The organism is Pantoea cypripedii (assembly GCF_002095535.1).
GTDB classification, from domain to species: Bacteria; Pseudomonadota; Gammaproteobacteria; order Enterobacterales; family Enterobacteriaceae; genus Pantoea; species Pantoea cypripedii.
In genome coordinates this window covers 1,500,028-1,521,630 of record NZ_MLJI01000001.1, presented here as the reverse complement: position 1 = coordinate 1,521,630, position 21,603 = coordinate 1,500,028, and the positions used below count along the sequence as shown (strand labels likewise).

Genomic DNA, 21,603 nt, shown 5'->3' with positions numbered 1-21,603 from the left:
CATCAGGCTTTCCGGTTCTGCGGCACCCCTAAATCGCGGAAATGCCCGACAAATACGGAAGGCCGATCCTTATCGAACAGCAACCAAACCTGCTGACGTGCACGCGTCAGCGCCACGTAGGCTAATCGACGTTCTTCTGCATCCGGGAACGCCTCTGGTTGCGGTAACAGCCCTTGTTCCATGATGGATTCCCGCGCCGCAGCCGGGAATCCATCACGCCCTTCATGCAAGCCCAGCACGATCACATAATCCGCCTGTTGCCCTTTGCTGGCGTGGATCGTCATAAAATCCAGTTGCAGTTTTGGCCAGCGAGTTTTGGCTTTATCCAGCAACGCCGGACGTAAATGATGGTAGCGTGCCAGCAGCAGAACTCGTTCATCCGGCTTCACGTAACCACTTAACTTATCGAGTAATGGTTCAAGTTGTTCCTGTGCCAGTAACGTAACCGACTTCTTATTCCCTTTGGTAAGACTATTCAGTGGTTTGCGCAGCTGATGTGGGTTTTGCTGCACAAAACGATTGGCAATCTCACCAATACGATCGTTAAAACGATACGTGGTATCCAGCACGCAGCGGTCACCTTCGCCAAAATAATGATGGAAGGCCGTCGTGAGACTCATCTCCGCGCCGCTAAAGCGATAAATTGCCTGCCAGTCATCACCCACAGCAAACAGCGCCGTACGTTTGTTTTGTTGACGTAATGCGGTCAGCAATGCGGCACGTTGTGGGGAGATATCCTGAAATTCATCCACCAAAATATGCTTCCACGGGCTGATAAATCGCCCTTTCTCCAGGATAGCAATCGCCTGATGGATCAGGCCGGAGAAATCGACAGCCCCCTCCTCCTTCAGCGCGGTTTTCCACGCCTTCAGGATCGGAGCCATCAACTTAATACGTTTGCTAAATTGATCGCGCTGTTCTTCCGGCACATCCGCAATCATCGCGGCCTGAGCACCGCCGTGCATCCGCATCAGTCCCAGCCAGCGTTCCAGACGAGAAGCCAGACGCTGCGCCAGTTTGTCATCCTGCCAGAACGGCCCTTCGGCAATGTCCCACTCCAGCTCGTCCTGGAGCCACTGACGCCAGCCGCTGGCCTGCGCTTTTTTACCGTTACATTGTTCACGCCAGGCCTCAATCAGCAATTGACGGCGGACTTTGCTATCACTTTCCAGTTTGCTGATAACCGGCTGCTTATTACTGCCCTCACGAATAATATGCAACGCCAGCGCATGGAAGGTACGCGCCTGAATCGCGCTTTCGCCGAGCCGCGCCTGAATGCGATCGTTCATCTCATCTGTCGCCTGACGCCCAAAGGCCAGCAGCAAAATTTGTTCCGGTTGTGCCAGTTTGCGTTTTAATAACCAACCAGCACGCGCCACCAGCACCGAGGTTTTGCCGCTGCCGGCCCCCGCCAGCACCAGCAACGCATCTTCACCGTTAACCACGGCTTCGCATTGCGAAGGATTCAGTGGGGTCGTCTCAACCGTGGAAAAGAATTCCTGATATTCCTGCAGAATTTTTGCGGTCCATTCACGATTACGCTGACGAATAGCGGCATCACCCTGCTCCAGCCATTGCTGGCAGAATTGCCATAATTCACGGCAATTTTCGAACTTTTCGAGACGTGATGTTGGCAAAGGTAACGCGGAGAATTGCCGGGTGATATTTTCCTTCACCGCATTGAGTTCGCTGCGTTTCAACCAGCGGTCCTGTCCGGTAAAGGCAAAGATTTCCTGTTGTAAGTGGGTCAACACCTCAACACAGACCTCACTCATCTCCTGGCTCCAGCGTTGCCAGGCTTGTTGCAGGTAATGAAAAAAGCGCTGTGTTTCCTGCCACTCGGTGCCATGTAGTCGCACCACTTTGTCTTCAGGCAACAAAAATTCCAGCTCGCCCCATACCAGTCCTCGCTTACAAACGATATCTAATAACTGATTGAAAGGTATGAGGTATTCATGACGATCGCCGCTGACTTCAACCCCTGCAGCCAGCAGACGCACGCGATTATAAGGGTGCTGTGCCAGACGTTTACCCATTGATGTTGCTTTCAGTTCCATGTCTGCACCGTCTTCAGGAATAGGATTATCGCGCAGTTTACCTGCCAGACCCTTGACGCTCCAGCCTTAAAACAGGCTAAACTTGGCGACACATATTGCGGATTGCAAAAGGAAAATCGTGTTATGCGCACCGTGCTCAATATTCTCAACTTTGTGCTGGGGGGCGTTTTTACCACCCTTAGCTGGCTGCTGGCGACCCTGATCAGCATCATTCTTATCTTTACGCTGCCATTAACGCGTTCCTGCTGGGAGATAACCAAACTCTCGCTGCTGCCATTTGGTAATGAGGCGGTGCACATTGATGTACTGCGTCCGGACAGCAAAAACCAGGTGATGAACGCGGGTGGCACCTTTCTCAACATCTTCTGGCTGGTGTTTTTTGGCTGGTGGCTGTGCCTGATGCATATTTCTGCCGGTATCGTACAGTGCCTGACGATTATCGGAATTCCTGTTGGCATTGCCAATTTCAAGATTGCTGCCATCGCTTTGTGGCCGGTGGGACGTCGCGTGGTGTCGGTGGAAGAAGCTCAGGCAGCGCGGGAAGCCAATGCCCGCCGTCGTTACTAAGGCTGCACCATGATATATGATGCTTTACCTGGCTGGCGTCGTTATCTGTTTAACAGCAGCCTGCGTTACTTACTGCGTATTTTTTTCGCCCTTGCGGGATGCGCCGCCGTACCCTGGTGGCTACAGCAGATTGAGTGGACGATCCCACTCACCCTGGGTGTCGTGGCAGCAGCACTGGCCGATCTCGACGATCGTCTGGCAGGACGCCTGCGTAATCTGCTGATTACCCTAATCTGTTTTTGCATCGCGTCGGTATCGGTCGAGTTGCTGTTCCCCTATCCCTGGGCCTTTGTTATCGGTCTGGCACTGTCAACCTGGGGATTTATTTTGCTGGGGGCGCTCGGGCAGCGTTACGCCACCATCGCCTTCGGTGCCCTGCTTATCGCCGTCTATACCATGCTCGGCACGGGTCTGTTTCACCAATGGTGGATGCAACCGTCCCTCCTGTTAGTGGGAGCCTTGTGGTACAACCTGCTGACCTTAATTGGCCATCTGATCTTTCCGGTACGCCCGGTTCAGGAACAATTAGCAGCCAGTTTTTCCCAGCTGGCACGCTACCTGGATGCCAAAGCCACCCTGTTTGATCCTGATGGTGGCGAGCAGGATGATGCTGCACTGATCGCCACCGCCATGGCGAACAGCCAATTGGTGGCCCAGCTAAACCTCACCAAAAGTACCATTCAGAGCCGATTACGTGGCGACCGGGGTTCCCGCAGTACCAGACGCAGCCTGCACTATTATTTTGTCGCCCAGGATATCCATGAACGCGCCAGCTCGTCGCATCTGCAATATCATCAACTACGTGACGACTGGCGCTACAACGAAGTGCTGTTTCGTTTTCAGCGTTTGCTGAATATGCAGGCGCACGCCTGTCGTCAGTTGGCTGAGAATATTTTATTGCGCCAGCCATGGCACCACGATGCACACTTTGAACGCGCCTTTGAGCGGCTGGAAACCGCGCTGGCACGCTTGCAGCAAAGTGCTCCCGATGAAGCCAACATCCGCGCCCTGTTCTGGCTGTTACGGAATTTGCGTGCCATGGACGCTCAACTGGCGTCGATTGAGTCAGAACAAAAGCTGGCGCAACCCGCTGCTTCAAGCGATGACAACCTTTCCAGCGATGAGTTAAGCGGCTGGGCGGATATCCGCTTGCGTATTAGCCGCCATCTCACACCGACTTCAGCGCTATTCCGACACGCAGTCAGAATGACGCTGGTGTTATGCGTGGGTTATGGCTTTATTCAACTAACGGGCCTACACCGTGGCTACTGGATTCTGCTCACCAGCCTGTTTGTCTGCCAGCCGAACTACAATGCCACGCGACGTCGCCTCGCACTGCGCATTGGTGGCACGCTGGCGGGGATAGCTATCGGTTTACCGGTATTGTGGCTGGTGCCTTCAATAGAGGGACAGTTGATACTGATCGTCTTCAGTGGTGTGCTGTTTTTTGCCTTTCGGCAAATACAATATGCCCAGGCGACACTGTTCATTACTCTGCTGGTGCTGCTGTGCTTCAATCTGCTGGGTGAAGGGTTTGAAGTCGCACTGCCGCGTGTCATGGATACGTTGCTGGGTTGTGGTCTGGCATGGCTGGCTGTCGCCTTCGTCTGGCCGGACTGGCACTTCCGTCAGTTACCCGCCGTAGCCGAACGCACCCTGAATGCCAACTGTCGCTACCTTGATGCCATTATGGAGCAATATCATCAGGGCAAAGATAACCGTCTGGCTTACCGTGTGGCTCGCCGCGATGCACACAACGCCGATGCAGAACTGGCTTCGGTGGTTTCCAATATGAGCAGTGAAGCCCGTTACCAGCAGTCATTACGTGAAAATGCTTTTCGGCTACTGTGCCTGAATCACTCTTTTCTCAGCTATATTTCAGCACTCGGCGCGCATCGTGTCGGGCTGAGCGACCCGACGCTACTGGCGTTGCTGGATGATGCGGTATGCTTTGTTGAAGATGTTTTGCAAATTGAGCGCGTCAGCGATGCTGAGGCCGCCCGGATGCAGCAGGCCCTGCTCCATCGTCTGGCCGGGATGAAAGCCAGCCCGGAAACGCAGGCACCGTTAGTTTTGCAACAGCTGGGGTTACTCATCGCCCTGCTGCCGGAAATAGCGCGCCTGCGTCGTATCCTCGTGGCGGCTTAAAAACGAAAAACGCTCTGCGATGTCACTAGCGGAGCGTTTTTTGATACCACGCGCAAAGCTCTGCTCGTACCTCACTCGGCAGCGCCGCCTCATGATGCCCGGAAATCGCTCCCTGTAACGCCAGCAGTGTTTTCAGGCCAATATGCTTATTCACCGTCCGCAATTTCAGCCAACTCTGCTTCGCGCCGATTTCATACAAATGTTTACCGAACAAATACCCACCTTATGCAGCAGCATCTCCATGCGCATGCTGAGATTGGGTAAATCTTTTAACCGCAGCGAGACATATTTGGTCTCAAGCTCATCGCGCGCCGCCCGTAAAGCACTGGCAGACAACCGCATCAACCGTTCTGGCTCCTGCCAAAGCCAGTTATCGACTTTGAAATAATTCAGGACCACAGGTATGCCACGCTTGCGATAAATTAGCGGCTCCATGGGTCGTTCCACTGCATAATCCGCCACCGCTTCACAGGCACGTAAGTAGAGTGAATCGTCATTGATAAACGCAAAGACCACCTTTTCCACGGTTAGCGCGTAGCCACCAAACTGCGTGCGAGATTCAATTTTTCCCAGTGCCGCCAGCCGCACTTTTGATTGCTCAACAACCGGATGAGTTTTTTTCATGCTGACACCTTCCTGAAGTCCTTTTACCAGAAAAATCCTAATAAACATCCATTTATTCATCGAGTTAGAAGATATGAAAAACGATCTGGCTGTTCAATGAATAAATGCAATCAGAGCAAAAAATGTGCTGAATTTGCGAGACGTTTTCAGAAATTGAGGTTGATCTTTATCCAGGAAGCCATTACTGTATATTCATACAGTTCATTACTGAGTGATTAAATTATGCGTACTCAATTCTCTGGCACCGCTGATCGTTCTCACCGTTTTGCAACTTCAGGTGTAGCGCAACCTACTCTGGGTGGCATTACAGAGCTGCGTTACAGTGAACAACCTGGCATGATGCAGCTTTTGCTGCTGCCAGTCCTGCAACAATTGAGCCTGCAATCACGCTGGCAACTGTGGTTAACGCCAGCGCACAAACTGAATCGCCAGTGGCTGCAGCAGTCAGGTTTGCCGCTGGAAAAGAGTATGCATATCACCGAAAGTGAACGTTACAGTACGGTAGAAAGTATGGTCAAAGCCCTGCGTACCGGGAACTATAGCGTGGTTCTGGCATGGATTCCGTACGAGCTTAATGATGAAGAACGCTGGGAACTAAAACAGGCAGCAGCAGAAGGTGAAGCTTTGGGGCTGGTTATGCGTCCGCAAGGGTACGAAGCCGTTTTGTCGAGACAACCGTCTGCGTCAAAAATTCCCTCAGATTTGTTTCATTAAGTAAAATTAAGATTTTTCTCACAACGTTTTTTGCGGAAGTTAACGCTAAGCCACTGATTCTTGTCCAGCCAGCTTAGACAATGGCTTAGCCGTTTTTTTCATTTCTGATCACGAAGATTATGCCATGTCAATTGTTAAAATGTGTGTATAAACCCCTGTTTTTTTATCGCCTGGCGTCACATCATACTTGTAAGTTTCCAATCTCGTTGTAGACTTTACCTCGCCAGGGTGCTCAATAACCTCCGTTTTTTTCGGTAGAGTCATAAGCGAGCATGTTGACCCGGCGAAGGATTGGATTACAACCAAGAGCAAACATTTTTGCTCATTGCCTATTTGGATGATAACGAGGCGCAAAATGAAAAAGACAGCTATCGCAATTGCAGTGGCACTGGCTGGCTTCGCTACCGTAGCGCAGGCCGCTCCTAAAGATAACACCTGGTATACCGGTGCTAAACTGGGCTGGTCTCAGTACCACGACAAAGGTAACTACGGTAACGGTTACGTGAACAACGACGGTCCGACCCATCAGGATCAGCTGGGTGCAGGCGCATTCCTGGGTTACCAGGCTAACCCGTACCTGGGCTTCGAGCTGGGCTATGACTGGCTGGGCCGTATGCCTTACAAAGGCAACAACATCAATGGCGCATTCAAAGCACAAGGCGTTCAGCTGGCTGCTAAACTGAGCTACCCAATCACTGACGATCTGGACGTTTATACCCGTCTGGGCGGCATGGTATGGCGTGCTGATTCAACTCAGAACAACAACGGCGTTCGCATCAGCGATCACGACACCGGCGTTTCTCCGCTGGCTGCTGTTGGTGTTGAATACGCACTGACCCAAAACTGGGCTGCTCGTCTGGACTACCAGTGGGTTAACAACATCGGCGATGCTGGCACCGTTGGCGCACGCCCTGACAACAGCATGCTGAGCGTCGGTGTTTCTTACCGTTTCGGTCAGGATGAAGCTGCTGCACCGGTTGTCGCTCCGGCTCCGGCCCCGGCTCCGGTTGTTGAAACCAAGCGTTTCACCCTGAAGTCTGACGTCCTGTTCAACTTCAACAAAGCTACCCTGAAACCAGAAGGTCAGCAGGCTCTGGATCAGCTGTACAGCCAGCTGAGCTCACTGGACCCGAAAGATGGTTCAGTCGTTGTTCTGGGCTTCACCGACCGTATCGGTTCAGAGCAGTACAACCAGAAACTGTCTGAAAAACGCGCTCAGTCTGTTGTCGATTACCTGGTTTCTAAAGGTATCCCGTCCAACAAGATCTCTGCACGTGGTATGGGCAAATCTAACCCGGTTACTGGCAACACCTGTGACAGCGTGAAAGGCCGCAATGCCCTGATCGACTGCCTGGCGCCGGACCGTCGCGTTGAAATCGACGTGAAAGGTATCAAAGACGTGGTAACTCAGCCGCAGGCTTAAGTTCACACGCAGTAAAAACCCCGCCTCGGCGGGGTTTTTTTATAGCTGTTTAACAGGAATGAAAGCTATTCGTTCTCTGCGCCATCTTTTCCCAGAATTGCCTGTAAATCCTGCTTCAGCGTAGACATCTGGCTGGCATACTTCTCTTTGCGTTCTGCATCTTCAATCAGCTGCACAATAGTGTCAGAAAGGGTACTGCTACGACGTTGTGCTAACCCTGCCAGACGCTGCCACACCAGATATTCCAGGTCGATGGATTTCTTCCTGGTATGCTGATGTTCCGCATTAAAATGGCGTTTCCGACGTGCCCGGATGGTCTGCTTAAGACGATTATCCAGATCGGGATGAATATGCTGGGCAATCCATTCATTGACCTCTACCGGGCTATTTTCCATCGACAGCAAGGCATCCACCGCGACCTGGGCTGCGCTCAGTTCCAGATGACGGGTGATCAACTCACCTTCCCGATGCTTTTTCACCAGGTATTTCCACTTCCATCCACTTTCAAGATTTTCGAGTTGCTGGTATTTCATCGGAATCTCATCGTGATCACGTAACAAACTAAGAATAACAGCTTTTTTCCCGGATGCAGCAAGGAAAAACATGTTGCAACCGTCACAATTCGGGCCGGAACTCCGCAGTGCTTAACCCGGTTGATTCCTGTATAATCGCGCTTTTCCCGAATCTGACGAATGGAATATTTTGACCAGCTCTCAACTCACGTGGCAAGCCCTGCAGCCGGATAGCACCCGCTACCAATCCATTTTCTCTGACGTCTCACTGGAAGATAGCGATAGTCTGGCCGCGGTCCAGCCGCGTCTGCTGAATGCGCTGGCGCATTTGCATCATCAGCAACAAGGGTTACCACTGCTGTTGTTACGCAGCCAGGAAAATAACGATTACCTCGCCTGGATTGCCAGTGCTGCGCAGCGTTTCCAGCCAGAAACGGCAACCCTTTCGGGCGGCGATTATCTGGTTATGGGCGACAATGTCAGTCTGCTGCCGCCGACTGACAGCAGCCGACCTTTTACCAGCCAGGGCGGCGTGCATTATGCCGACTGGATTGAATTTGAACAGCTTTTCGGTTGCGTGCGTCAGTATAAAGATCGTGTGCAGCTGGAGCCGGGGTTATTGCATCGTGCTAACGGTGGCACGCTTATTCTGAGCGTAACCACGCTACTGGCACAGCCATTGATGTGGTTACGCCTGAAAAAAAGCATCGAATCAGGCCGTTTTGACTGGTATTCGCAGGATGAGCGCCAGCCATTGCCCGTCGCCATCCCGCCTCTGCCCCTTCAGTTGCGCCTGATTTTGTGTGGTGAACGTGATGCACTGGCTGATTTTCAGGCGCTGGACACAGAAGCGCATGAGATGGCGCTTTACAGTGAGTTTGAAGAAAACCTTCAGGTGCTGGATGAAGAAGACATGACATCCTGGTGCCAGTGGACACTGAACCTGGCGCGTCAGGCCGGTCTGCCCGATCCGGAAGAGGACTTCTGGCCGCTACTGATCAACGAGGCAGTACGCAACACTGGCGATCAGGATACGCTGCCACTTTGTCCACGCTGGCTGCGCCGTCAGATGCAGGAAGCGGCATTGCACGGTGAAGTGCTCAATGCCGAAGCGCTGAAAGACGCACTGGAAGCGCGTCATTGGCGGGAAAGTTTCCTCGCCGACCGTATGCGTGATGAAATTCTGCTCAATCAGATCATGATCGAGACAGAAGGTGAAGTGGTAGGTCAGATCAATGGTCTTTCGGTGATTGAATTTCCGGGTCATCCGCGTCCGTGGGGCGAACCTTCCCGCATTACCTGTGTGGTGCATCCGGGTGACGGTGAATTCACCGATGTCGAACGCAAAGCAGAGCTGGGTGGCAATATTCATGCGAAAGGCATGATGATCATGCAGGCCTATCTGATTGCAGAACTGGAGCTGGAACAGCAACTCCCCTTCTCTGCTTCGCTGGTGTTTGAACAATCCTATTCTGAGGTCGATGGCGATAGCGCCTCTCTTGCCGAACTCTGCGCCCTGATCAGTGCACTGGCTAATCAGCCACTGAACCAGCAGATCGCCGTTACCGGTTCTGTGGACCAGTTCGGCAATGTGCAGCCGGTAGGCGGCCTTAATGAGAAAATTGAAGGTTTCTTCAGCATTTGTCACGAACGCGGTCTCACTGGTCAGCAGGGCGTGATTTTGCCCGCCAGTAACGTGCGCCACCTGAGCCTGAATGCCGCAGTCGTTGAGGCAGTAGAACAGGGCCAGTTCCACATCTGGGCAATTGAGCGTGTAGACGAAGCCCTGCCCTTGCTGACAGGCGTGGAGTGGCAAAGTGAGAGCGGTGATTCGCTGCTAAGCACCATTCAGGAACGTATCGCTCTGCTTAACCAGCATGAAACACGTCAGCGTCCGTGGCCATTACGTTGGCTTAACTGGTTTAACCACAGCTGATAGCATTGCCCAGCGTACAACTGTTCGCTAATATTCGGGCTTCACTAAATAAGGCTTATTGAGAACATGGTAGATAAACGCGAATCCTATAGCAAAGAAGACCTGGTTGCCTCAGGTCGCGGAGAACTGTTTGGCGAAAACGGACCGCCGCTTCCATCAGGCAATATGTTGATGATGGACCGCGTGGTCAAAATGACCGAAGACGGCGGTAAATACGATAAAGGCTTTGTCGAAGCCGAGCTGGATATCCGCCCTGACCTGTGGTTCTTTGATTGCCACTTCATCGGTGACCCGGTGATGCCGGGCTGTCTGGGTCTGGATGCTATGTGGCAGCTGGTTGGCTTCTATCTGGGCTGGCTGGGTGCTGAAGGTAAAGGCCGCGCACTGGGCGTGGGTGAAGTGAAATTCACCGGACAGGTACTGCCGACAGCGAAAAAAGTGACTTACAAAATTCACTTCAAACGTGTCATCAACCGCAAACTGGTGATGGGCGTGGCTGATGGTGAAGTGTTTGTCGACGGCAACCTGATTTATGCCGCCACAGACCTGAAAGTGGGCCTGTTCAAAGACACCACCGCTTTTTAGTCCTCCGGACTTCCCCTGAATATTTCGAGTTGCAGTAAAGCCAACGCCCATGCAGCCTGAAGTATTACGGGGAAAACAAAAACCTCCGCACTAAGCGGAGGTTTGTTCCTTACTCGATGAACATCCGGCAGTGCTAGGCCACCGCCGACCTGTCCTCCATGGCTTGTCGCCAACCTCCCAACCAGTGAGACCGTGCGTCGATCATTTGGTACGGGCAAATCTCTTTTGAGCGTCCCGTAATGCCGGCCTGATAGCCACGTGAATGTGCTCGTTCCAGGCGGTCTCTTTTCTGTCTCTTCATACCTCGTTTCCCTCATTTCAGGTCTGGTGGAATCTGGTGGAAAGATAGAGTGGCGAATTAATGTTCAACCACTCTAACGTTCTAACTCCAGCCGCGGAAAAGATCAATGCGCAATATTCACGCCAATGTCATAAATTTGACCTGAAACCGACATCACAGAATGAGGTAAATTTTCAGAAAAATCGCTTATCTGGCTGATTAGGCAATAAAAAAGTCCCTGATATTTTTGCCACACGATGATGGCAAATCAGGGACTTAGCATAAGCTTCGAACAAATCTTAATTTGGCGTGATCGCACTATTCGCAATTTGCTGTGCAACCTGCTGCCAGCCGAGTGCCAATATGCGCACCAGCGCATCGTAACCGTCTTCCGTTTGCGGCAACGTCAGATTAAAGCCGTGTTTGATAAGCCGTCCTTGATGTTGCAGCACCCATTCACCGCTCACAATTGCCTTGCCATCGTAACGTCCCTGGAAACCGGTCACATTCACCGTCAACGTGTCGTGCGTTTCACCCAATGGTGTACCGGATACCAGACGCCCTGGCAATGCGCGGCTCAGATTATTGACCAGCGTTTGCTGCAATTGCTGGTCAAGCGGACTGGCCCACAGATTATTAGCGGCAATAACGTATTTCACGTCGCTGGTCTGGTACACCAGGCCATTACCCGCCAGATAATCCGGAACACTGACCTGCTGCACCCAAAGCATCGGTTGCCCACTGCTGGCATCGGTGCTGACAGGAGCCATACTGGCACCCGCAGGCAGTTGATAGTAAGTGGTTTCAATGGTGCTGCTGCAACCTGCCAGCAGCAGCATCGCCCCAATCATCAGCCCTTTCTTCACTGTTTCGCCCTCTTCGGCTGTGGATCCTGACCCGGTTTGGCTTCAAACACCAGCGCGTTGCTCTTGCTATTCAAGGTCTTCAGCACCGGCTGCAATTCACGCAGCACCTGATCCAGCCGCTGCATATCGCCTACCAGCTTGTTGTAGGCTGGCGATCCCGGTTGCAGCCCTTTCATGCTGCGATTCAGTTCACGCAGCGTTTGCTGCATATCCGCTGGCAGCGTCTTCATCGCCGGACTGCCGGTGATCTGATTGAGGTTGTTGAGCGTTTTCTGCAATTGCTGCAGCGTGCGCTGGCTCTCCTTCAGGGTGCCGGTTGCCTCATTAATCATCGGATTGAGCGGCAGGTTGTTGATTTTGTCGAGCGCGGCCAGCAGTTTTTGCTGAATCTGGCTCAGACCACCGCTCACCGTCGGGATCACTTCAAGACCCGCGACTTTGTCCGGTCCCTGATAAGGGGCAACGTTGTCGTAGAAATCCAGATCGACATACAACGCCCCCGACAACAGGTTGCCGGTTTTCAGGGTGGCACGCAGACCGCGTTTTTTCCCATCCTGCAAATGCTGTTCGAGATTGAAATCACCACCGAGACGGCTGATAAAGCGATCGGGTTCGATGCGGATCAGTACCGGTACACGATAATCCGTGTTCAGTGCCTGGTTAACACCAGGAATGGTATAAGGCACCTCCGCCACCGTACCGAGACGAATACCCCGGAATTCCACCGGTGCACCGACTTGCAGACCACGGATCGAATCGGTAAAGAACATCAGGAAATCGATATGGTTGGTATACAACGAATCCTGGATACTGCGCTGATCATCGAACAGATGATATTCCGCTTTATTCTCTGCCGCCTGCCCCAGTTCCCAGCCATCTGGCACATCGAAGCTGACGCCACCGCTGAACAACGTCGTGAGTGACCCCATTTCCACGCGCATCCCGGAAGATGACATATCCACCGCAATTCCGCTGTCCTTCCAGAAACGGACATTGGTGGTGACCAGCCGGTCATAAGGCGCGGAGATAAACAGCTGATAGGTCATCATGCGTTTTTCCGTGTCGAAAGTGCTGGTTTCGACCGTACCGACACGATAACCACGGAACAGCACCGGGTCGCCCGGATTAAGCTGCCCGGCTTTTTTGCTATCCAGCGTGACACGAATGCCTTTGGCATCCGGTGGTGCCAGCGGCGGCGCATCCAGCAGCTGATAACTTTCCGGCTTATCTCCTTTGGTACCCGGTTGTAGCTCGATATAAGCACCGGATAGCAGGGTACCGAGGCCGGTAATCCCTTCCCGTCCAATCTGGGGTTTGACCACCCAGAACACGCTGTCGCCGTGCAACAGTTTATCCATGCCTGAATTCAGCCGCGCTTTGATCTCCACATGATGCAGATCGTCAGTCAGTACCGCGCTCTCCACCACACCAACATCCACGCTACGGCTCTTAATGGTGGTTTTACCCGCTTCGATACCTTCGGCATTTTCGGTAATCAGTGTCACTTCCGGCCCCTGATGGCTGAAGTGATAAAAAAGAATCCATCCGCCGATTAACAGCGTGACAATGGGTACAATCCAGACCGGGGACCAGCGTTTAATCTGATCGACGTTAGCAATTCCCTGATGATTGTCCGTCAAGACGCGGCTCCTTACGTTCGGTTTTCCGTACACGATCCCAGGTCAGACGCGGATCAAAAGTCAGCGCTGCAAACATGGTGAGAATCACCACCATGGCAAACAGCAGCGCGCCTGGCGCCGGGTAAACACTCATCAACCGTCCCATGCGTACCAGCGCGGAGAGAACGGCAATAACAAACACATCTATCATTGACCAGCGACCAACAAACTCCACCACCTCATAAACCAGGTGCATCTTCTCGCTGTCATGCTGCCCGCGTCCACTGGCATCCCAGCACAACCAGCCAATCGCCAGCATTTTGAGCGAAGGCACCATAATACTGGCGATAAAAATCACCAGCGCCACCGGCCAGGATCCGTCACTCCACAGCAAGATCACCCCTGCCATGATGTTGGAGGGATACGCCGTGCCCAACGTCTCCGTCACCATGATCGGCATAATATTCGATGGGAGGTATAGCAGCAGGGAGGTTACCAGCAACGCCAGCGTCCATTGCAGGCTGTGAGGACGTCGGGCGTGTGCCACGACACCACAACGGCTGCACGCCTTTTGCTCGACGGGCATGATGGCGGTACAGCACGGGCAGCGGCGCATCCCCTGTTGGATACCACTGATACCCGCCTTTGGTGCGTGCGGTAGCGCAGGCAACGGCGCGATACGCTGCCAGACCCAGCGGCGGTCCACACATTGGAAGGCGCGCAGTTGCAGCACGCAGAACAGGCACCACGCCCAGAAACTGCTGCCAAAACCTATCTCGCCATAGGCCATCAGTTTGACAAAACTGACCAGCACCCCTGCCATGAAGATTTCCGCCATGCCCCAGTTACGTAACTGGAACAAAATGCGCGCCAGCACCAGCCGCAGGTGATGCGGCATTCTGACCTTATTCACCAGCAGAATGATGGTTACCATGCAAAACGCCGGAATGCCCTGCACAAACAGCAGGAACAGGGTCGCGAGGCTGCTATAGTCCTCGCGCACCATGACATTCGGAATTTCCGGCAGTGAGATCTCACTGCTCAGGCCAGCAACGTGCATATTGACGAAAGGAAACAGATTGGCCAGCACCAGCATAAACAAAGCCGCGATCGCATAACCGGTTGGCCGCTTACGCGGCTCATGCCAGTTAGCCGTTAATGTGGTGTGACAGCGCGGGCAACGCGCCCGGCTGCCAACCGGCACAACTGGCAGTTTTACCGTTAAATCGCACTGTGGACAGAGTATCCACGACTGCGCATCATCCGCTGCACACATGCCGGTTTCCTTCTGCATTAAGCGCCGTTTTTCAGCGCTTCCAGTTCTTCCCAGCGTTCGAACGCCGTTTCCAGTTCCTGCTCGGTCTGCGCCAATGCATCCAGCACTGGTTGCGTTTTATCATGTGGCTGGCTGAAGAAATCCGGATGACTCATCTGCGCCTGCAGCTCGCCAATACGCGTTTCCAGCTGTTCCAGTTTTTGCGGTAACTGCTCAAGCTCGCGCGTCAGGTTATAGCTTAGCTTGCCTGCGCCACGTTTGTTGGCATCATTTTTCTCAGCCGTTTTTTCAGCGCTGGCGCTGGCTTTCGCCGCTGATGCGGTTTTCAGCTGCTTATACGCCGCACGCTGCTGCTGAGCATCATGATAACCGCCAACAAAAGCACCAATCTCACCGTTACCTTCAAAGATCCAGCATTCGGTGACGGTATTATCCACAAACTGACGATCGTGGCTGACCAGCAGCACGGTACCCTGATAGCCATCAATCAACTCTTCCAGCAACTCCAGCGTTTCCACATCGAGGTCGTTAGTCGGTTCATCGAGAATCATCAGGTTGCTGGGCTTGAGGAACAGGCGCGCCAGCAGCAGGCGGTTACGTTCACCGCCCGACAGCGCACGTACCGGCGTCATGGCTCGTTTCGGGTGGAACAGGAAGTCCTGCAAATAGCCCAGCACATGGCGTGGCTTGCCGTTCACCAGCACTTCCTGCTTACCTTCTGCCAGGTTATCCATCACGGTCCGGTCCGGATCGAGTTCCGCGCGATGCTGGTCGAAATATGCCACTTCCAGCTTGGTACCTGAATGCACACGACCACTGTCTGCCTTCAGCTGTTGCAGCATCAGGCGCAGCAGCGTGGTTTTACCGCAGCCGTTAGGACCAATCAGCGCAATCTTGTCGCCACGCTGCACCTGGGAAGAAAAATCCTTCACCAGCACTTTTCCATCGACGGCGTAGTCAACATTTTCCAGTTCAAAGACGATTTTGCCGGAGCGTGAGGCTTCACCCACCTGCATATTGGCTTTGCCCATCACGTCACGGCGTTCAGAACGCTCACGACGCAGCGCTTTCAGGGCGCGAACACGGCCTTCGTTACGGGTACGACGCGCTTTGATACCCTGACGGATCCACACTTCTTCCTGCGCCAGCTTGCGGTCGAACTCGGCATTTTGCAGTTCTTCTACACGCAGCGCTTCTTCTTTGCCCAGCAGATACTGATCGTAATCCCCCGGCCACGAGACCAGCTTGCCACGGTCGAGATCGACAATGCGCGTCGCCATATTGCGGATGAAGGAGCGGTCATGCGAAATAAACACGATGCTGCCGGTAAAGGTTTTGAGGAAAGTTTCCAGCCAGTCGATGGTTTCGATATCGAGGTGGTTGGTTGGTTCGTCCAGCATCAGCACACGCGGATTGCTGACCAGCGCGCGCCCCAGCGCCGCTTTACGCAGCCAGCCGCCCGACAGCGACGACAACTCGGTATCGGCCTGCAAACCAATTTTTTCCAGCACATCATTGATGCGGCTTTCCAGCTGCCACAGGTTCTGGTGATCTAGAATCGCCTGCAGACGCGCCATTTCGTTGAGGTTTTTCTCGCTCGGATCTTCCATCACCACATGAGAAATGGCGTGGTAAGCCTTCAGATGCTCGGCCTGTTCTTCCACCCCTTCAGCAACAAAGTCATACACCGAACCGGTAATATTGCGTGGCGGATCCTGTTGCAGGCGCGCCACGACCAGGTCGGTTTCATAAATAATGCGGCCATCATCCAGCGGTTGTTCGCCGTTGATGATTTTCATCAGCGTGGATTTACCGGCACCGTTGCGCCCCACCAGACAGACGCGCTCGCCTTCTTCAATATGCAGTTCGGTATTATCCAACAGCGGCGCATCGCTGAACGACAGGTAAGCGCCATGGATACTGATCAGTGACATAAAACTTATTCCTTACCGGCGTGGCTGACCAGCCAGCAGTTGTGGATGTGACGGTTGCGGGCAAAATCCTGCGACTGGGTTTTCTGGGTGATATCCTGAGCCTGTAAGCCCAGACGTTGCAACCCGTCGAGATCCATTTTGAAGCCGCGCTTGTTGTTTGAAAACATAATGGTACCGCCGCGACGCAGCAGACGCTTCAGGTTCTGCATCAGCATCAAATGATCGCGCTGCACGTCAAAATCGTCTTCCATCCGTTTCGAGTTGGAGAAGGTGGGCGGATCAATAAAGATCAGGTCGAACTGTTCGTCGCTTTCGCGCAACCAGCTCAGGCAATCCGCCTGCATCAGGCGATGCTGACGCCCTGTCAGACCGTTGAGACGTAAATTACGCTCTGCCCACTCCAGGTAGGTACGCGACATATCCACCGTGGTGGTGGATTTCGCCCCACCCAGACCGGCATGCACACTGGCGCTGCCGGTGTAGGAGAACAGATTGAGGAAATCTTTACCCTGGCTCATTTTACCCAGCATCTGACGTGCGATGCGGTGATCGAGGAACAGGCCGGTGTCGAGATAATCCGTCAGGTTAACCAGGAAGCGCGCGTTAAATTCCTGAACTTCGAAGAAATCGCCCTTCTCACCCAGTTTCTGATACTGGTTTTTGCCTTTCTGACGTTCACGGGTTTTCAACACCAGACGATTCGCCGGGATCTCCAGCACGCTGAGCGTGGCGCTGATCACATCAAACAGACGCTGACGCGCTTTGTTCGCATCAACGGTTTTCGGCGGCGCATATTCCTGAATCACCACCCAATCGCCATAACGATCCACCGCAACGTTATATTCCGGCAGGTCGGCATCGTACAAACGATAACAATCAATATTTGACTGACGCGCCCACTTCTCCAGCTTTTTCACATTCTTGCGCAGGCGGTTGGCATAATCATCAGCAATCTGTGCCGAACTTTCGCCACTGCTGGCCGCCAGCTGATAATTTTTCTGCACACATTCCAGCGGACCGTTTTTCGCTTTGAACTGACGATCGGCGCGCAATGACAGGCAACTCAGCAGTTCTGGCGAGGCACTGAACAACGACAGGTTCCAGCCACCAAACTGCTGCTTCATGATGCGGCCCAGCTGGCTGTGCAACGCGATCAGCGCAGGCTCGCTTTCCAGACGCTCGCCATACGGCGGGTTACTCAGCACCGTGCCGGTGACATCACCCGACAGCGGATTATGCAGCTTCAGCACGTCCTGCTGGGCAAAGGTAAAGAGATCGGCCACACCGGCGCGGCGCGCATTGGCTCGCGCCCATTCCAGCACGCGGCCGTCGTTATCGTAACCAAAGAAACGAGCGCTGGTCGCTGCCGTTCCCTCACGGGCTCGTTGCATCGCTTCGCTACGCAGTTCCTGCCACAGCGGCTGATTATGTTTTTTCCAGCTGTTAAAACCCCAGCGTGAACGCAGCAGGCCCGGTGCGCGATCGCAGGCGATCAACGCCGCTTCAATCAGCAACGTACCGGAACCACACATCGGGTCGACAAGCGGGGTGCCGTTTTGCCAGCCAGAACGCAGCACAATCGCCGCCGCCAGATTCTCTTTCAGCGGAGCCTGACCGGTTTGCTGACGATAACCACGCTGATGCAAGGCATCGCCACTCAGATCCAGCGCGATGCTGACGCGATCTTTATTCAGCCAGGCGTTGATACGAATCCCCGGCTGCTCGCGATCCACATTCGGACGCGGCAAATTCTGGCGGGTAAAGCTGTCCACGATGGCATCTTTAATACGCAACGCGCCAAACTGACTATTACGGATCACCTCGTTGGTGCCGCTGAAATGGATGGCGAAGCTGGTATCACTGTCGAAGATGTCGCACCACGGAATGCTCTGGGCGCCGACGTAAAGATCGAGATCGCTCCAGACGCCGAATTCTCCCAGCGGCAGTAAAATACGTGAAGCCAGGCGGCTCCACAGCAGGCTTTGGTACATCACGCGGTCGTCGGCCTCAAAATGGACACCGCCCTGCACCACCTGCAAATCCTGCGCACCCAGCGCGTCCAGCTCAGTTTTAAGCAGTTCTTCCAGCCCGCGCGCCGTACTGGCAAACAGAGAATTCATATCGTCACTTCTACTCCTGATAAAATTGTTGCGCATTATAGCGAATCAGCGTCCTATGTCATAAAGTTAGCTTCTTTTTGTCCTGCATGACGGCTTTCAGGGAGTAGTGATGATTACGTTGTCCCGTCTGTTTATCCATCCGGTAAAATCGATGCGCGGCCTGCAACTGTCGCATGCCCAGGTGCTGGAAAGCGGCCTGGCCTTTGACCGCATCTTTATGGTTACCGAAACCGATGGCACCTTTATCACTGCCCGTCAGTATCCGGAAATGGTGCGCTTCACCCCGGCGCTGCTGCCCGATGGCCTGTTTTTGCAGGCACCGGACGGCAGCCAGGCGTTAATCCGCTTTGCTGATTTTGCCGCCACTGACGCACCGACCGAGGTCTGGGGTAACCACTTTACCTCACGCATCGCCCCGGCAGAGATAAACCTTTGGCTGAGCGACTTTTTCCCCCGCCCGGTACAACTGCGCTGGACCGGATCACAGCCCACCCGCCGGGTAAAACGCTTTGATCAGGTGCCACTGAGCTTTGCGGATGGCTTTCCTTATCTGCTGGTCAATATGGCGTCCTTGCAGGATCTGCAACAACGCTGCCCGGCCAGCGTTCGTGTCGAACAGTTCCGCCCTAACCTGGTGGTCAGCGGCGCGCAGGCGTGGGAAGAAGACAGCTGGAAGAAATTAACCATTGGCGATATTACTTTTGAGATGCCGAAGCCCTGTAGCCGCTGCGTGTTTACCACCGTCGGCACCGAAAGCGGGCAAAAACATCCGCAGGGTGAACCGCTGGCCACGCTGCAACGTTTCCGTAGCGCCCAGGATGGCAGCGGCGATATCGATTTTGGTCTGAATTTGATCGCCCTGAACAGTGGCGTGATCCGCGTTGGCGATCAGGTGACAATCGTGGAAAAACAGCCTGCACGCGCCTACGGTGCCGGTCAGGTGGTGGAAACCCTGGCCCCTGTAACCAGCAATCTGAGCAACGTTACCATTGGCTATCAGGGCAGCGAATTTACCGGAGATAATCAGCAGGTGCTGCTGGAACAGCTTGAAATGCAAGGTTTTCGCATTCCCTACTCCTGCCGCGCCGGTATCTGTGGCAGCTGTAAAATGACGCTGGTATCAGGTGAAGTGAAAGCCTTAAAGAAAAGCGCAGTGCGTCAGGATGGCACCATCCTGAGCTGTAGCTGTATTCCGGCTGGTGATATCGAGCTGGCGTAACGCGTTACACCGCCCGGGCAAACTGGGCGGAAGATTCGGGCTTACAAGGTTGCAGACGATCATTCATCACTTTGATCGCATCCCCCAGCACCATGCCTTTACCGGCTACGGTCAGCGCATGTTGTGCCAGCAAACAAAGCGCCGCATTTTCTCCGCTTTCCACCACCAGCAATTGCGCCTGCTCACCGCTGTCTGCGAGGGTCACCGCCACCATATCGCCTGCGACCGGTTGCCAGCTGTGGGCGTGACTGGTGAAATGCCAGCTTTTCGGCATTAATGGTTTCAGAAAACGGCTGGCGACCAGCGCATTTAATACCAGCTCGGCACGGTGATCGCTTTTTAAACCACTCTGACGGCAACGTTCTTCAAAGGTAAAATAAAGCGCGGCGTCATCAACGCAAAAACCGCTTTCATTAAAGGCATCCGGGGTCAGCATTTTGCGTGAGAAGCGCGAGCGAAATAACATGCCATCGGCCAGATCAAGCATCATCCGGTCATGCTCCGCGTCAAAATACCAACGCCAGTTGTCATCGGGTTTGATTTTCATGATGTGCCCTGTGGTTCATCGCTGCGCAAAATTACGCTTCACAGCAAAAGGAAAATAACGCTAAGGAAAAAGCTGAAAAATACACCAGCAGGACAAAATATAAACGAGCCAGAGGGATAAATAAACCCCCTGGCGCGGGAATGTGGGAAATGTCTTAGAGATGGGTCACGATATCTTTAATTAAGCCAGGTCCTTTATATATAAATCCGGAGTATATCTGGACCAGCGTGGCACCTGCGGCAATTTTTTCCCGTGCCGCCACCAGCGAATCAATACCACCCACACCAATAATGGGCAGACGACCCTGCAACTCCTGTGACAGGCGGCGGATGATTTCGGTGCTACGATTCTGCACCGGACGGCCACTTAAACCACCTGCTTCTTCACCGTATTTCAGGCCGCTGACCAGTGAACGATCGAGGGTGGTGTTGGTGGCAATCACACCATCAATTTCGTGGCGAACTAAACTGTCAGCAATCTGGATCAACTCTTCCTCAGAAAGATCCGGCGCGATCTTCACCGCCACGGGAACATATTTAAGATGCCGTTCCTGCAACTCTTTTTGTTTTAATTTGATGGCTGCCAGCAGATCATCCAGCGCTTCACCATATTGCAGCGTGCGTAATCCTGGGGTGTTAGGCGAGGAAATATTGATGGCAATATAACCGGCGTGGGCATACACCTTTTCCATGCAGGTCAGATAATCATCTTTCCCCTGCTCGACCGGCGTATCTTTATTTTTACCAATATTGATACCAAGGATTCCTTTAAAACGCGCCTTTTTAACGTTCTCCACCAGGTAATCGACGCCCTGATTATTAAATCCCATCCGGTTGATAATCCCTTCCGCTTCCACCAGGCGGAACATACGCGGCTTATCATTACCTGGTTGTGGGCGCGGCGTGACGGTGCCCACTTCGACAAAACCAAAACCCATCGCACCAAAGGCATTAATGCATTCCGCATTTTTGTCGAGACCGGCGGCCAGTCCAAGGGCATTAGGAAATGTCAGCCCCATGCAGTTAACCGGACGCGCGGGTAACGACTGGCGGATAAACCCTTCAAGCGGGGTGCCGCTGATAAAACGCAGTTGATGCAGGGTGAGTTCGTGCGCACGCTCTGGATCGAGCTTAAACAGCGCCGGCCGGACGATAGGATATAACATGCACTCTCCTG

Annotated in this window: 16 protein-coding genes and 2 pseudogenes; 7 read left to right on the top strand and 11 right to left on the bottom strand. The window is 53.5% G+C overall.

Going from position 1 to position 21,603, the window contains the following annotated elements:
- Positions 1-2 precede the first annotated feature (2 nt).
- Positions 3-2,057 carry a DNA helicase IV gene (helD, locus tag HA50_RS06955; RefSeq protein WP_084873744.1) on the bottom strand — a complete coding sequence of 685 codons (2,055 nt, stop codon included), beginning with the start codon at positions 2,055-2,057 and terminating at the stop codon, positions 3-5.
- Positions 2,058-2,180: 123 nt separating this feature from the next.
- On the opposite strand from helD, the gene HA50_RS06950 reads away from it, so the two are divergent.
- Positions 2,181-2,624 (top strand): YccF domain-containing protein, encoded by a 444-nt coding sequence (locus HA50_RS06950; RefSeq protein WP_084873743.1) that lies wholly within the window; start codon positions 2,181-2,183, stop codon positions 2,622-2,624.
- Between the two features lie 9 nt (positions 2,625-2,633).
- Positions 2,634-4,772 carry a YccS family putative transporter gene (gene yccS / locus HA50_RS06945; protein WP_084873742.1) on the top strand — a complete coding sequence of 713 codons (2,139 nt, stop codon included), beginning with the start codon at positions 2,634-2,636 and terminating at the stop codon, positions 4,770-4,772.
- 25 nt (positions 4,773-4,797) lie between these two features.
- On the opposite strand, the pseudogene HA50_RS06940 reads toward yccS, so the two are convergent.
- Positions 4,798-5,396, bottom strand: a pseudogene (locus HA50_RS06940) (TfoX/Sxy family DNA transformation protein).
- A gap of 222 nt (positions 5,397-5,618) precedes the next feature.
- Here HA50_RS06940 and sulA point away from each other — a divergent pair.
- Both sulA and ompA read left to right on the top strand, forming a co-directional pair.
- Complete coding sequence (gene sulA, locus HA50_RS06935; protein WP_084873741.1) at positions 5,619-6,110, top strand: SOS-induced cell division inhibitor SulA; 492 nt, start codon at positions 5,619-5,621, stop codon at positions 6,108-6,110.
- Positions 6,111-6,465: 355 nt separating this feature from the next.
- Positions 6,466-7,533, top strand: a complete 1,068-nt coding sequence (ompA, locus tag HA50_RS06930) for a porin OmpA (protein WP_084873740.1) — start codon at positions 6,466-6,468, stop codon at positions 7,531-7,533.
- Between the two features lie 65 nt (positions 7,534-7,598).
- On the opposite strand, the gene matP is transcribed toward ompA, so the two are convergent.
- Entirely contained in the window at positions 7,599-8,066 is a 468-nt protein-coding gene (matP, locus tag HA50_RS06925) for a macrodomain Ter protein MatP (protein ID WP_139810901.1), read from the bottom strand.
- 53 nt (positions 8,067-8,119) lie between these two features.
- Here matP and HA50_RS06920 point away from each other — a divergent pair.
- Positions 8,120-9,981 (top strand): annotated as a pseudogene (locus HA50_RS06920) (AAA family ATPase).
- 66 nt (positions 9,982-10,047) lie between these two features.
- The gene (gene fabA / locus HA50_RS06915) at positions 10,048-10,566 is read left to right on the top strand and encodes a bifunctional 3-hydroxydecanoyl-ACP dehydratase/trans-2-decenoyl-ACP isomerase (RefSeq protein WP_084873737.1); all 519 of its coding nucleotides are present in this window, start codon (positions 10,048-10,050) and stop codon (positions 10,564-10,566) included.
- A 133-nt stretch (positions 10,567-10,699) separates the two neighbouring features.
- On the opposite strand, the gene rmf is transcribed toward fabA, so the two are convergent.
- The 6 genes from rmf to rlmKL form a co-directional block, all read right to left on the bottom strand.
- Entirely contained in the window at positions 10,700-10,867 is a 168-nt protein-coding gene (gene rmf / locus HA50_RS06910) for a ribosome modulation factor (RefSeq protein ID WP_013508548.1), read from the bottom strand.
- A 278-nt stretch (positions 10,868-11,145) separates the two neighbouring features.
- Positions 11,146-11,712, bottom strand: a complete 567-nt coding sequence (gene pqiC / locus HA50_RS06905) for a membrane integrity-associated transporter subunit PqiC (protein ID WP_084873736.1) — start codon at positions 11,710-11,712, stop codon at positions 11,146-11,148.
- A complete protein-coding gene (pqiB, locus tag HA50_RS06900) occupies positions 11,709-13,352 on the bottom strand; it encodes an intermembrane transport protein PqiB (protein ID WP_084873735.1) in 1,644 nt (547 codons plus the stop codon). The genes pqiC and pqiB overlap by 4 nt, the downstream gene beginning before the upstream one ends.
- On the bottom strand, positions 13,324-14,607 hold the full coding sequence (gene pqiA, locus HA50_RS06895; protein WP_084878387.1) for a membrane integrity-associated transporter subunit PqiA: 1,284 nt from the start codon (positions 14,605-14,607) through the stop codon (positions 13,324-13,326). The genes pqiB and pqiA overlap by 29 nt, the downstream gene beginning before the upstream one ends.
- Before the next feature lie 17 nt (positions 14,608-14,624).
- Positions 14,625-16,541: an ABC transporter ATP-binding protein gene (locus HA50_RS06890; RefSeq protein WP_084873734.1), complete on the bottom strand. Its 1,917-nt coding sequence runs from the start codon at positions 16,539-16,541 to the stop codon at positions 14,625-14,627.
- Between the two features lie 5 nt (positions 16,542-16,546).
- Positions 16,547-18,661 carry a bifunctional 23S rRNA (guanine(2069)-N(7))-methyltransferase RlmK/23S rRNA (guanine(2445)-N(2))-methyltransferase RlmL gene (rlmKL, locus tag HA50_RS06885; protein WP_084873733.1) on the bottom strand — a complete coding sequence of 705 codons (2,115 nt, stop codon included), beginning with the start codon at positions 18,659-18,661 and terminating at the stop codon, positions 16,547-16,549.
- A 109-nt stretch (positions 18,662-18,770) separates the two neighbouring features.
- Here rlmKL and HA50_RS06880 point away from each other — a divergent pair, with 109 nt between their 5' ends.
- Positions 18,771-19,880 (top strand): YcbX family protein, encoded by a 1,110-nt coding sequence (locus HA50_RS06880; RefSeq protein ID WP_084873732.1) that lies wholly within the window; start codon positions 18,771-18,773, stop codon positions 19,878-19,880.
- 4 nt (positions 19,881-19,884) lie between these two features.
- Here HA50_RS06880 and HA50_RS06875 read toward each other — a convergent pair whose 3' ends face one another.
- A complete protein-coding gene (locus tag HA50_RS06875) occupies positions 19,885-20,427 on the bottom strand; it encodes a cell division protein ZapC (protein ID WP_084873731.1) in 543 nt (180 codons plus the stop codon).
- Positions 20,428-20,581: 154 nt separating this feature from the next.
- A complete protein-coding gene (gene pyrD / locus HA50_RS06870; protein WP_084873730.1) occupies positions 20,582-21,592 on the bottom strand; it encodes a quinone-dependent dihydroorotate dehydrogenase in 1,011 nt (336 codons plus the stop codon).
- Between the last annotated feature and the right edge of the window lie 11 nt (positions 21,593-21,603).

What these genes read in the sequence shown, in the direction of transcription:
- helD (WP_084873744.1), bottom strand. Translation starts at nt 2,057, where the DNA reads ATGGAACTGAAAGCAACATCAATGGGTAAACGTCTGGCACAGCACCCT.
- HA50_RS06950 (WP_084873743.1), top strand. Translation starts at nt 2,181, where the DNA reads ATGCGCACCGTGCTCAATATTCTCAACTTTGTGCTGGGGGGCGTTTTT.
- yccS (WP_084873742.1), top strand. Translation starts at nt 2,634, where the DNA reads ATGATATATGATGCTTTACCTGGCTGGCGTCGTTATCTGTTTAACAGC.
- sulA (WP_084873741.1), top strand. Translation starts at nt 5,619, where the DNA reads ATGCGTACTCAATTCTCTGGCACCGCTGATCGTTCTCACCGTTTTGCA.
- ompA (WP_084873740.1), top strand. Translation starts at nt 6,466, where the DNA reads ATGAAAAAGACAGCTATCGCAATTGCAGTGGCACTGGCTGGCTTCGCT.
- matP (WP_139810901.1), bottom strand. Translation starts at nt 8,066, where the DNA reads ATGAAATACCAGCAACTCGAAAATCTTGAAAGTGGATGGAAGTGGAAA.
- fabA (WP_084873737.1), top strand. Translation starts at nt 10,048, where the DNA reads ATGGTAGATAAACGCGAATCCTATAGCAAAGAAGACCTGGTTGCCTCA.
- rmf (WP_013508548.1), bottom strand. Translation starts at nt 10,867, where the DNA reads ATGAAGAGACAGAAAAGAGACCGCCTGGAACGAGCACATTCACGTGGC.
- pqiA (WP_084878387.1), bottom strand. Translation starts at nt 14,607, where the DNA reads ATGTGTGCAGCGGATGATGCGCAGTCGTGGATACTCTGTCCACAGTGC.
- HA50_RS06890 (WP_084873734.1), bottom strand. Translation starts at nt 16,541, where the DNA reads ATGTCACTGATCAGTATCCATGGCGCTTACCTGTCGTTCAGCGATGCG.
- rlmKL (WP_084873733.1), bottom strand. Translation starts at nt 18,661, where the DNA reads ATGAATTCTCTGTTTGCCAGTACGGCGCGCGGGCTGGAAGAACTGCTT.
- HA50_RS06880 (WP_084873732.1), top strand. Translation starts at nt 18,771, where the DNA reads ATGATTACGTTGTCCCGTCTGTTTATCCATCCGGTAAAATCGATGCGC.
- HA50_RS06875 (WP_084873731.1), bottom strand. Translation starts at nt 20,427, where the DNA reads ATGAAAATCAAACCCGATGACAACTGGCGTTGGTATTTTGACGCGGAG.
- pyrD (WP_084873730.1), bottom strand. Translation starts at nt 21,592, where the DNA reads ATGTTATATCCTATCGTCCGGCCGGCGCTGTTTAAGCTCGATCCAGAG.